Consider the following 12,611-nt stretch of genomic DNA (forward strand, 5'->3'; position numbering starts at 1 on the left):
TAAGCGGCATCGCGCACCGTCGTCCCCTCGCTGGTGACCGCCCCCGTTCGAACGAGCGGCAGTCGGTGTTCCTAGGTAAGCGGTTCCTAGGAACCGCGCAACCTTCCTCTGCCTTGGGGGCCTGGACAGACTCGGATCTGTCAGCGGCGGGAGAACCCTGCCCCGGTCTTTGCTGACGTGTCATCTAACCGAGGATCACGCCGCCCCCCTTCGGAAGGACCAGACATGGCCTCGCACGGCAACCCCTACGTCGGGCTTGACGCTCTGCTCACCCCCGAGCGGTCGGTGCTGCTGTTGATCGACCATCAGGGCGCGCAGTTCGCCGGGCTCCAGAGCCACGACGGCAGCCTGGTGGTCAACAATGTCACCGCCCTGGCCAAGGGGGCCAAACTGTTCGGCATCCCGACGATCCTGAGCACCGTGGTGGAGGATCGCGGCGGTCGTATCATCCGCCAGATCCAGGACGTCTTCCCCGAGCAGACGCCGATCGACCGCACCACCATCAATACCTGGGAGGACCTCCGCGTCGTGGAGGCCGTCGCGGCGACCGGCCGCAAGGACCTCATCATCGCCGGACTGTGGACGGACATCTGCCTGGCCTTTCCCGCCATCCACGCGCTGGAGGACGGCTACCGGGTGTTCGCCGTCACCGACGCCTCCGGAGCCACCTCGCTCGAGGCCCACGAGCGCGGTGTCCAGCGCATGGTGCAGGCGGGCGTGATCCCCACCACGACGACGACCGTGCTCGGAGAGCTCCAGCGTGACTGGGCGCGCGAGGAGACCGTCCCGGGCATGGCCGACATCCTCATGACGCACGGCGGCAGCTTCGGCGCCGCGCTGGCCTGGGAGTTCCAACTGCTCGGCGACAACGCCGACTGACCAAGCACCCCCCTCGGGCGGGCGGCGCGAGTATGCGCCGCCCGCCCGAGGGCCGGCACGACCACGCTGGTCCGGACGCGGCATCAACGCACGAGACAGCGAGCAAGGAGAGACACGATGAACATCACGGTGATCGGACGAGGACGGATAGGGGGCGGGCTGGCCCGTCTGTGGCGGAGCGCCGGTCATCAGGTCACCGCACTCGGCCGCGAGGGCGGCGACGCGAGCGAGGACGAGGTCGTCGTCGTGGCGGTCCCGGGGCAGGCCATCGGTGACGCCCTGACCCGGGTGAAGGGGCTGAACGGGCAGGTGACGATCGACGCCACCAACATCTACGTCCCGCGTACGAGCGCGTACCCGTCGCTGGCCCACGAGATCAAGGCCGTCATCGGCGGACCGACCGCCAAATCGTTCTCCACCAACTTCGCCGCCCTCTACGACGACATCGCCGGGCAGCGGGTCAAGCCGAGCAACCTGTACGCCTCCGACCCCGGCGCCCGCCAGATGACCGAGCGGTTGATCGCGGACGCCGGGTACGACCCGGTCTTCGCCGGGGACCTGGACCGTGCCGCGCGCCTGCTGGAGGACGGCTCCGCACTGACCCGAGCCATCAGCGGGCAGATCGGCCCCTACTTCTACCGTTACGGGAACCCCGGCGAGTTCTGACAGAGACGCCGACGAGTCCTGGGCGGGAAGGTACGACGAGTCGGCGCGCCCCTCCCCCACCGGTTCGGGACACCCCTGACTCCCCGCCCGTGCGGCCAACCGCCGCGGGACGACCCGCACAGCGAACGCTTCGGGCCAGACCTCCCTCGCAGCGAGACGTTTCCGTCCGGACCCCTGCTCACAGCGGGATGTTGCCGTGGCGGCCCGTGCGGGCCGGGGCCGCGGCCAGGGCCTCGGCGACGCGGCGGCGCGTCGCGCGCGGCTCGATGACCTCGTCCACCACGTCCAGGGCGAGGGCCCGGCGGACGCCGCCCGCCACCCGCTCGTGCTCCGCGACCAGCTCGGCCCGTAGTGCCGCGCGCTCCGCCTCCGGGGCGGCGGCCAGCCGCTTGCGGTGCAGCACGCCGACGGCGGCTTCGGCCCCCATCACGGCGATCTCCGCCGCGGGCCAGGCGAAGACGGCCGTGGCGCCCAGCGAGCGGGAGTTCATCGCGATGTAGGCGCCGCCGTACGACTTGCGCATCACAACGGTTACCCGGGGCACGGTCGCCTCCGCGAACGCGTGCAGCAGCTTGGCGCCGCGCCGGACGACCCCGCCCCACTCCTGGGCCACCCCCGGCAGGTAGCCGGGGACGTCCACCAGCACGACCAGCGGAACGCCCAGGGCATCGCACATGCGGACGAAGCGCGCGGCCTTCTCCGCCGACAGGGAGTCCAGGCAACCGCCCTTGCGCAGCGGGTTGTTGGCCACCACCCCGACCGCGCGCCCCGCCAGCCGCCCGAACCCCACGACGACGTTCGGCGCCCAGCGCGCCTGGATCTCCTCGAACCCGGCCGAGGCGTCCTCGCCGGGATCGAGCACCGCCCGCACGATCGGGTGGACGTCGTACGCGCGGCGCGCCGTCTCCGGGAGCAGCACGCCCGGGTCGCGGCCGTCGTCCACGCCCGTGAGGTCGAACCGCCCCGGGGCGGCGAAAAAGCCGGTGACGAGCCGGGCGCGCCGGTAGGCGTCGTCCTCGGTCGTGGCGATCACGTGGGCGACCCCGGAGCGGCGGCCGTGCGCGTCGGCGCCGCCGAGCTGTTCCATGTCGATGTCCTCGCCGGTCACGCTGCGCACCACGTCCGGGCCGGTCACGAAGACGCGCGCCGACTCGGCCATGATGATCACGTCGGTCAGCGCGGGGCCGTACGCCGCCGCGCCCGCCGCCGGGCCGAGGACGACCGAGATCTGCGGCACCCACCCCGACGCGCGGGTGAACGCGGCGAACACCAGCCCGCAGCCGTGCATCGACTCCACGCCGTCGGCGAGCCTCGCACCCCCCGAGTGCCACAGGCCGATGATCGGACACCCGCGCCGCATGGCCTCGTCCACCGCCTCGACGACGCGCAGGGCACCGTCCAGGCCGAGGGCGCCTCCCATCACGGTCGCGTCGGTGCAGAACGCGACCACCTGCCGCCCGCCGATCGTCCCGGCCGCCGCGAGCACCCCGGTGGCGTCCACGGGGTGGAGGAGCGCGACCGACCCGGGGTCGAGCAGGCGGGCGAGCCTCGACTCCGGCGCGGCGGGGTGACGGCCGAGCTGCTCGGGCGGTGCGGCGACGGTCATGGGGGCTCCTCACGCGTTTCACCGCCGCGCACGCGGACGGGGACATGTCTTCAGGGGGTCATGTCTTGGTGCCTTCAGGCGGTTTCGAAGGCGGCACGGTTTTCGGAGGCGGCAGGGTTCGGAGGCGGCAGGGTTCGAGGGCGAAGGGGCCGCGCCGGTTTCCCCGGACGGTCGCTCACCGGGCCATGTGTGCGAACGCCGTCACGCAGCGTCGCACCCCGGCTCGTCCGCCGCGCCGGCCCGGCCCGCCGCGGCGAATCTGACGAGCACGCTAGACGCCGTCCACGAAAACGTCCAATAGGGTTTTCTGATGAATGGGGTGAAAGAATTCATATGACCGGTCGAATGCGCGAACAGGGGTGGAACGCACTTGACGCCATCCGGAAATGCGTGCGACCGTCAGTCGGGTGAACAGGTCAGCACTGACGACCAGGCGACGTCACGTCGACTATCATCGGGTCACCTCCACCTCCTGTTGAATCGCGGCCCTATGCCGTCCGGACGGGGAAGCGAGAGCGTCCGGTAAAGCGCGTCGCCGTGCTCCCGCGAGCCCTGTTCCAGGTCCGCCCTCACGTCCGCACGGCCCGGATCGCCGCTGCTCCGAGCCCCTGAGGGAACCTCGCACCGGCCACGACGTGCCTCGCCCTGCACGGCGAGGCCGCCACGGGAACGCCTGCGAACAGAGGCGGGACGCCGCGGGAATTCCGGCGGTAATCGCGCGCCAGGAAAAGCGGCCCCGTACGGCCGCCACGGTCGCGGTAATACGCCCACGACGCGTGACACAGCCCGCACGCCGCGGATATCCCACAGCACCGGCCGACCGACGAAGAGTTTCGAGAACAGTGATTGCCGACAACGCGAGGCGGACCAAGGAAATGTCGACGACGGCGAACGGATTCGAGCGGGGCGGTCCGAACGGCTCCGGGCCAGGCGATGTGAACAGCTCCAGGCCGGGCGACGGCTTCAGGCCCGGGGATGTGAACGGCTCCAGGCCGGGCGGTGCGAACGGCTCCAGGCCCGGCGGCGCCGACGACGGAGCGGTGGCCGTGATCGGGCTGGCCTGTCGGCTCCCCGGGGCCGCCGGGCCGGAGGCGCTGTGGAGGCTGCTGCGGTCCGGCGGGCACGCGATCGGCGAGCCGCCGGCGAGCCGGCTACGCCCCGAACCCGGGATAGCCGGGCACATCGGCGGCCACCTCGACCAGGTGGACGGCTTCGACGCCGCCTTCTTCGGCGTCTCCCCGCGCGAGGCCGCCGCGATGGACCCGCAGCAGCGGCTGGTCCTGGAGCTGAGCTGGGAGGTGCTGGAGGACGCGGGCATCCTGCCCGGATCCCTGGACGGGGTCGCGGCCGGGGTCTTCGTCGGCGCCATCGCCTCCGACTACGCCGCGCTGGTCCACCGGGGCGGCGAGGAGGCGATCACCCGGCACACCCTCACCGGCCTCAACCACGCAATCCTCGCCAACCGGGTCTCCTACGCCCTCGGCCTGCGCGGGCCGAGCCTCACCGTGGACACCGCCCAGTCGTCCGCGCTGGTCGCCGTGCACCTGGCCTGCGAGAGCGTCCGCCGGGGCGAGTCCGCGATCGCCATCGCGGGAGGCGTCCACCTCAACCTGGTGCGCGAGAGCACCCTCACCGCCGAACGCTTCGGCGGGCTCTCCCCCGACGCCCGCTCGTTCACCTTCGACGCCCGCGCCAACGGCTACGTGCGCGGGGAGGGGGCCGGGCTCGTCCTGCTCAAGCCGCTCGCGCGGGCGGTCGAGGAGGGCGACACCGTGTACGCGGTCATCCGCGGCAGCGCGACCAACAACGACGGCGCCACCGACGGGCTGACCGTGCCGAACCCGCGCGCGCAGGAGGAGGTGGTCCGCCTCGCGCTGCGCCGGGCCGGGATCGAGCCAGGGGCCGTCCAGTACGTGGAGGCGCACGGCACCGGCACCAAGGTCGGCGACCCGATCGAGGCGCGGGCGCTCGGCGCGGCCCTGGGTGCGGCTCGTCCGGCCGACCGGCCGCTGATCGTCGGGTCGGTGAAGACGAACATCGGGCACCTGGAGGGCGCGGCGGGCATCGCCGGGCTGCTCAAGACCGTGCTCAGCCTCCGCCACCGCGAGATCCCCGCGAGCCTCAACTTCGAGACCCCGAACCCCGCCATCGACTTCGACGCCCTCAACCTGCGCGTGGCCACCACCCCGCTCCCCTGGCCGCGCCCGGACGCGCCGCTGGTGGCGGGCGTGAGCGCCTTCGGCATGGGCGGCACCAACTGCCACGTCATCCTCACCGAGGCCTCCACCACCAGCCCCGGCGAACCGGCGAACAGCACCCTTGTGCCGAGCGGAACAGTGCCGAACGGGGAGGTGCCGAACGAAACCGTGCCCAGCGGAACAGTGCCCGGCGGAACCGTCCCGAACGGAACCGTGCCCAGCGGAACAGTGGCGGGCGGGGAGGTGCCCCGCTCGGTGCGCGGGATCGGGGGCGCAGAGGTCGCGCGGGGCGAGGGTGGCGGCGCCGAAGGTGACGGTCAGGGGACGGCGCCGCTGCCGTTCGTGGTGTCCGGGCGGGACGCCGCCGCGCTGCGCGAGCAGGCCGCCCGCCTGGCGGAGACCGTCGCAGGCGAGACACCGCTGCCCGACCTGGCGTTCTCGCTGAGCACGGCGCGCACCGCCTTCGAGCACCGTGCCGTGCTCGTGGAGGCGGACCGCGAGGGGCTGGAAGCCGCGCTGCGCGCGCTCGCCGCGGGGGCACCCGTCCCGTCCACCGTCCACGGCAAGATCACCGCCGGCGTCGGCGCGAGCGAGAAGGAGACCGGCGCGAGCGACCCGAGCCGCGCGAGCGGCGCGAAGGGCGCCAACGGCACCAACAGTGCAGCCAGTGCCGGCGGTGCTGACGCTTCCAGTGCCAGCGGTACCCGACGTACCAACGCCGCGGATACCACCGATCAGGCCGGGGGCGCGCACGCCGGAAAAGCGGGTGGCGGGAGCGCGGGGGGCGGGCGGCGGGGTGGGCGGACCGTGTTCGTCTTTCCTGGGCAGGGTGGGCAGTGGGTCGGCATGGGGCGCGAGCTGGCCCGGCGCTCCCCCGTCTACGCCGCCCACCTGCGCGCGGTCGCCGACGCGCTGGAACCGCACGTGGACTGGTCACCGGCCGACGTACTGGGGAACCGCCCCGGCGCGGCGTCCTTGGACGACGTCGAGGTCGTGCAACCGGCCCTGTTCGCGGTCATGGTCGCGCTCGCGCGCCTTTGGGAGACGTTCGGCGTCCGGCCCGACGCCGTCATCGGGCACTCGCAGGGCGAGATCGCCGCCGCGCACGTCGCCGGCGCGCTGTCCCTGGAGGACGCCGCCGCGCTCGTCGTCCTGCGCAGCCAGGCCATCGCCGCGATCTCCGGCCGGGGAGGCGGCATGGTGTCGCTGCCGCTGCCCGTCGAACGGGTGCGCGCCCGGCTGTCCCGCTGGGAGGGCAGGCTCGGCATCGGCGCCGTGAACGGCCCCTCGGCGACGGTCGTGTCGGGGGACGGCGACGCGCTGGAGGAGCTGACGGCGCTGTACGAGGCCGAGGACGTCCCCGTGCGCCGCGTGAACATCGACTACGCCTCGCACTCGCCGCACGTCGAGGCGGTGAGGGACCGGCTGATGGAGGTCCTCCCCGGGTACGTGACGCACCCGACCGAGGTCGCGTTCTACTCGACCGTGACCGGCGGCCTCCTGGACACCGCAGACCTCGACGTCGGTTACTGGTACCGCAACCTGCGCAGACCTGTCGAGTTCGACCGGGCCGTCCGCGCCGCGCTGGCCGACGGGCACGACGTGTTCGTCGAGAGCGGCCCGCATCCCGTCCTGGTGGTGGGCCTGCGGCAGATCCTCGACAGCGCCGGCGCCGGGCGCGACGCCGTGGTGACCGAGACCCTGCGCCGCGACCAGGGCGACCTCGGGCGCTTCCTCCGCTCGGCGGCCCGGCTGCACGTCCAGGGCGTGCCGGTGGACTGGACGCCGGCCCTCCCCCGGGACGCGCGACGCGTCCCGCTGCCGACCTACCCCTTCCAGCGGCGGCCGCACTGGCTGAACACCGCGCACGGCGTGCCTCGGGCGGCAGCGGCCCCCGGGCGCCCCGAGCGGGCCACGACCGGCGAGCGCGACGCGGAGGGGCGTGACGAGGCGGGTGAGGGGGCGATGCTGGAGGTGGCGCTCGCCGCGACGGCGGCCGTGCTCGGGCACGCCGCCCCCGGGGCCGTGGGCGCCGAGCGGTCGTTCCGCGACCTCGGCCTCGACTCGCTGGGCGCGGTCGAGTTGCGCGACAGGCTGGCGGACGCGACGGGGCTGGCCGTCCCCGCCACCGTCACCTTCGACCACCCCACCCCGCTCGCGGTCGCGCGCTTCCTGCACGCCGAGGCGAGCGGCCGTACCGCCGACCACGGCGAGCCCCGGACGCGCGCCACGAGCGGACCCTACGACGAGCCGGTGGCGCTGGTGGCGATGAGCGGGCGGTGGCCGGGCGGCGCCGACACCCCCGAGGAGCTCTGGGACCTGGTGCTCTCCGGCGCCGACGCCATCACCGACTTCCCGGCGAACCGCGGGTGGGATCTGGACGCCCTGTACGACCCCGACTCGGTACGTCCGGGAACGTCGTACACCCACACCGGCGGCTTCCTGCACGACGCCGACCGGTTCGACGCGGAGTTCTTCGGCATCGCCCCCCGCGAGGCGGCCGTCATGGACCCGCAGCAGCGGCTGCTGCTCGAATCGTCCTGGGAACTGCTCGAACGGGCGGGCATCGCGCCGCGCTCACTGCACGGCACCCGCACGGGCGTGTTCGTCGGAGCGATGCCGCAGGAGTACGGGCCGCGGCTGCACGAGATGACCGAGGACGCCGAGGGGTACGCGCTGACGGGCACCGCGACCAGCGTCGTCTCCGGGCGCATCGCCTACACGTTCGGGTTCCAGGGGCCCGCCGTCAGCGTGGACACCGCCTGCTCGTCCTCGCTGGTCGCCCTGCATCTGGCCGTGCGGTCGCTGCGCGCCGGCGAGTCCGACCTGGCCATCGCGGGCGGGGTCACGGTGATGTCCACGCCGGGGATGTTCACCGAGTTCTCCCGGCAGCGCGGGCTGGCCCCCGACGGGCGGTGCAAGCCGTTCGCGGCGGCGGCCGACGGCACGGCGTGGGCGGAGGGCGTCGGCCTGCTGCTGGTCGAGCGGCTCTCGGACGCGCGCCGGCACGGTCATCCGGTGCTCGCCGTCATCAGGAGCACCGCGGTCAACCAGGACGGCGCGTCCAACGGGCTCACCGCCCCGAACGGGCCGTCCCAGCGGAGGCTCATCCGCGACGCGCTCGCCGGGGCGGGGCTGGAGCCGGCCGACGTCGACGTCATCGAGGCGCACGGAACGGGAACCACGCTGGGCGACCCCATCGAGGCGCAGGCGATCATCGCGACGTACGGGCAGGACCGTCCCGCCGACCGGCCGCTGCTGCTGGGCTCGGTCAAGTCGAACATCGGGCACGCGCAGGCCGCCGCCGGCGTGGCGGGCATGATCAAGCTGGTGCACGCGCTGCGGCACGGGGTGGTGCCGAAGACGCTGCACGTCGACGAGCCGAGCCCGCACGTGGACTGGTCGGCCGGCGCCGTAAGGCTCGTCACCGAGACCATCCCGTGGCCGGACACCGGACGGCCTCGCCGCGCGGCTCTGTCGTCCTTCGGCATCAGCGGCACCAACGCCCATGTGATCATCGAACAGCCCTCCTCCGGGCCGGGGGAGGAACCGCCCATCTCCGCGGTGTCCGATCCACACGGGCTGCGAGCCGTAGGTGCGTCGGCGCGGGTTCTGCCGTTCGTGGTGTCGGGGCGGTCCGCGCAGGGGCTGCGCGGACAGGCGGGGAGGCTCGCCGCCCATCTGGCCGCCCACCCGGGCCTGGACGCGGGTGACCTGGCGTTCTCGCTGGCCACGACGCGGGCCGCGCTGGAGCACCGGGCCGTGGTCGTCGGCGGTCCGGACGACGTACGGGACGGGCTGCGGGCGCTCGCGGAGGGCGCTCCGGCCCCCGCCACGGTGACCGGCACGGCCGCCGAGAAGCCGCGGGTCGCGTTCGTGTTCAGCGGGCAGGGCAGCCAGTACGCGGGGATGACGCGCGAGCTGTACGACACGTACCCGGCCTACGCGGCGGCCCTGGACGAGATCACCGCCCACCTCGACACCCACCTCGACGGCCATACCGAAGCGCCCCTGATCGACGTGATACTGAACCGCCGGACCGAACCCGGCGCCGTACTCGCGGCGGCCGGCGGCGCGAACCCGCCACCCGAGACCGGCGCGGGACCGAACGGTCGCGCCGCGGATTCAGCGGGAAACGGCCCAGGGGACGCGACGCTCGGGGGGAGAACCTCCGGTGGAAATCCCCCGGCCGAAGGAGTTCCCGGTGGGAACCGGCCGGGCGGCGGTCTGGTGGACCGGACGCTTTACACCCAGCCCGCGCTGTTCGCCGTCCAAACCGCGCTGGTGCGGCTGCTCGGCGCGTTCGGGATCACCCCGGACATCGTCACCGGCCACTCGGTCGGCGCGATCACCGCGGCGCACACGGCGGGCATCCTCACCCTGCCGGACGCCGCCCGCCTCATCGCCACCCGCGCCATCGCCCTCGACACGCTGACCAGGCCCGGGGCCATGGCCGCCCTCCAAGCCCAGCCGGCCGAAGTCGAGCAGGCGATCAGCGCGCACGAGCTGAGCGGCCAGGTCTCCCTCGCCGCCCTCAACGCCCCGGCCTCCACCGTCGTCTCCGGCGACCCCGACGCGATCGGCACCCTCACCGCCCACTTCGCCGGGCAGGGACGCAAGACGAGGCGGCTGACCGTCAGCCACGCCTTCCACTCCCACCACCTCGACCCGGTCCTGGACGACTTCCAGGCGGCCATCGCGGACATCAGCGCGACCCCACCGGCGATCACCTACGTCTCCGACCTGACCGGGACCGTCCTCGACGAGGCTCCGACGGCCGAATACTGGGCACGCCACCTGCGCAACCCCGTCCTCTTCCACCAGGCCGTGCTGACCGTCCAGGAGCGCACCCGGGCCACGGGCGACCACACCACCCACCTCGAGATCGGTCCGGACGCCACCCTCACCCCGCTGATCCACCAGTCCCTGACCTCCGAGGACGCCAGCGCCGAGATCACCGCCGTCCCCGTCCTGCGGCGCGGCCGTCCGGACGCGACCACCCTGCTCACCGCCGTGGCGACCGTCCACACCCACGCGGCCCCGGCCGACTGGACTCCCGCGCTCCCACCGGCCGCGCGCGCCGTCGACCTCCCCACCTACGCGTTCCAACGGCGAAGGCACTGGCTGGACGGCCGGCCGCCACAGAGCAGGCCGACGGCGGCGGGCGACGACGCGGTGGCCCGGTTCTGGGACGCCGTCGGGCACGGCGACGCGGACGCGCTCGCCAAGACCCTCGGGACGGACGATCCGAGCGTCCGCGACTCCCTCGGAGTGGTGTTGCCGGCCCTCGCCGCCTGGCGGGCGGGGCGGGACACCAGGGCGGCCATCGACGCGTGGCGGTACCGCGTCACGTGGCGTCCGCTGTCCGCGACCACGGCTCCTCAGGACCGCGTTCCCCCTGCTCCCGGCCGCTGGCTCGTGGTGATGCCGGACGGCACGGACCCGGCGGCGGACTGGGCCCGCGCCATCGCGAGCGCGCTGGCCGAACGCGGCGGCGAGGCGGTGCCCCTCGTCCTGGACGCCGCGTCCACCGACCGCCACGTGATCGCGAGCGTCCTGACCGGGCTGACCAGTCACGAAAGGCTCACAGCCGACGAGCCGGGCACGCCGGAAATCCGGCCGGACGGTGAAGGGCTCGCCGGGGTTCTGTCGCTGTTGTCCCTTGATGACGGTGCCCATCCGCGCCACCCGGCGGTCCCGCGCGGTGCCGCCGCCGACGTGACGCTGATCCAGGCCCTGGACGACGCCGGAATCGGCGCGCCGCTGTGGATCGCCACCCGGGGAGCCGTCTCCATCGGCCCGTCCGACCCGGCGAGCGGGCCGGGGCAGGCCCTGGCCTGGGGGCTCGCGGGGGTCGTCGCGGCCGAGAAGCCCGAGCGCTGGGGCGGCGTCCTGGACCTGCCCGCCACCCCGGCGGCCCGCGTCGCCGGGCTCGCGGTCGAGGCCTTCACCGGCGCGCATAGGGAGACGGAGCTGGCGGTCCGCGCGTCCGGCACGCACGCCCGCCGCCTGGTGCCCGCGCCGCTCGGCGACGCGGGCGCGCGCCCACCGTGGAGACCGCGCGGCACGGTGCTCGTCACCGGAGGGACGGGCGCGCTCGGGGCACGGCTGGCCCGCCGCCTGGCCCGGCGCGGCGCCGACCACCTGCTGCTGGTCAGCCGTCGCGGCCTGGACGCGCCCGGCGCCGCCGCCCTGCGCGACGAGCTGACCCGGCTCGGCTCCCGGGTCACCGTCGCCGCCTGCGACGTGGCCGACGGTGAGGCGCTCGCGGCCGTGCTCGCCGCGATCCCCGGGGAGTTCCCGCTGGCCTCGGTCTTCCACACCTCGGCCGTGCTGGACGACGCGCTGGTCGACTCGCTCACGGCGGAGCGGATGGACGGCGTGCACCGGGTCAAGGCCGGCGGCGCGTTCGCCCTGCACGAGCTGACCCGCGACCTGGACCTGTCGGCGTTCGTGCTGTTCTCCTCGATCACCGGCACGATGGGCACAGCCGGGCAGGGCAACTACGCGCCGGGAAACGCGGTGCTGGACGCGCTCGCCGACCACCGCCGCTCCCTCGGCCTCCCGGCGACCTCGATCGCCTGGGGACACTGGGACGGCGACGGCATCGCCGGCCCCGGGGCCGTACGGGAGCTGCGTCGCGGCGGGCTGCTGCCCATGGACCCGGAGCTCGCCCTCACCGCGCTGGAGGAGGCGCTCGACCACGGCGAGACGCGGCTGGTCGTGGCCCGGGTGGACTGGCCGGCCGTCGCCGCGGACCGTCCGCTGTTCTCCGAGATCCCCGAGGCCCGCACGGCCCCGGACGTCCAGGAGGAACGCGGCTCCGACGACGCGCCGGCCCTGCTGAGCCGGCTCGCCGGGGCTTCGGAGGGCGAGCGGCGTCAGACGGTGCGCAGGCTCGTCCGCGCCGAGGTGGCCGCCGTCCTCGGACACGCGTCGGCGGCGGCCGTCGACGACCAGCGCGGCTTCCGCGACCAGGGGTTCAGCTCGCTCAGCGGGGTCGAGCTGCGCAACCGCCTGTCCAAGGCGACCGGCATCGCGCTGCCGAGCACGCTCGTCTTCGACCACCCGAGCCCCGCGGCGCTGACCGACCACCTGTGCGCCGTGCTCGTACCGGAACCGGAGTCGCCGCCGAGCGCGGTGCTCCCGACGGCGGCCCCCCGGACCGCCTCCGGCGCGGACCTGTCGACGGCCTCCGACGACGAGCTGATCAGCTTCATCAGCGACGAGCTCGGAATCTCGTGACCGGGCCGTCCACGAGG

At 74.2% G+C, this 12,611-nt stretch carries 4 protein-coding genes; 3 read left to right on the forward strand and 1 reads right to left on the reverse strand.

Going from position 1 to position 12,611, the window contains the following annotated elements; translation table 11 throughout:
• Window positions 1-225 precede the first annotated feature (225 nt).
• Complete coding sequence (locus DQ384_RS37105) at window positions 226-879, forward strand: hydrolase (RefSeq protein WP_114033559.1); 654 nt, start codon at window positions 226-228, stop codon at window positions 877-879.
• Between the two features lie 117 nt (window positions 880-996).
• Window positions 997-1,545 carry an NAD(P)-binding domain-containing protein gene (locus DQ384_RS37110; protein WP_114033560.1) on the forward strand — a complete coding sequence of 183 codons (549 nt, stop codon included), beginning with the start codon at window positions 997-999 and terminating at the stop codon, window positions 1,543-1,545.
• Window positions 1,546-1,723: 178 nt separating this feature from the next.
• Here DQ384_RS37110 and DQ384_RS37115 read toward each other — a convergent pair whose 3' ends face one another.
• On the reverse strand, window positions 1,724-3,151 hold the full coding sequence (locus DQ384_RS37115; protein WP_114033561.1) for an acyl-CoA carboxylase subunit beta: 1,428 nt from the start codon (window positions 3,149-3,151) through the stop codon (window positions 1,724-1,726).
• Window positions 3,152-4,026: 875 nt separating this feature from the next.
• On the opposite strand from DQ384_RS37115, the gene DQ384_RS43420 reads away from it, so the two are divergent.
• A complete protein-coding gene (locus DQ384_RS43420; protein ID WP_245967048.1) occupies window positions 4,027-12,594 on the forward strand; it encodes a type I polyketide synthase in 8,568 nt (2,855 codons plus the stop codon).
• Window positions 12,595-12,611: the final 17 nt, after the last annotated feature.

It is taken from the genome of Sphaerisporangium album (assembly GCF_003323745.1).
GTDB lineage: Bacteria > Actinomycetota > Actinomycetes > Streptosporangiales > Streptosporangiaceae > Sphaerisporangium > Sphaerisporangium album.

Bases quoted from the DNA above. Each gene is read 5' to 3' on its own strand.
- DQ384_RS37105 (WP_114033559.1), top strand. From the start codon at position 226: ATGGCCTCGCACGGCAACCCCTACGTCGGGCTTGACGCTCTGCTCACC.
- DQ384_RS37110 (WP_114033560.1), top strand. From the start codon at position 997: ATGAACATCACGGTGATCGGACGAGGACGGATAGGGGGCGGGCTGGCC.
- DQ384_RS37115 (WP_114033561.1), bottom strand. From the start codon at position 3,151: ATGACCGTCGCCGCACCGCCCGAGCAGCTCGGCCGTCACCCCGCCGCG.
- DQ384_RS43420 (WP_245967048.1), top strand. From the start codon at position 4,027: ATGTCGACGACGGCGAACGGATTCGAGCGGGGCGGTCCGAACGGCTCC.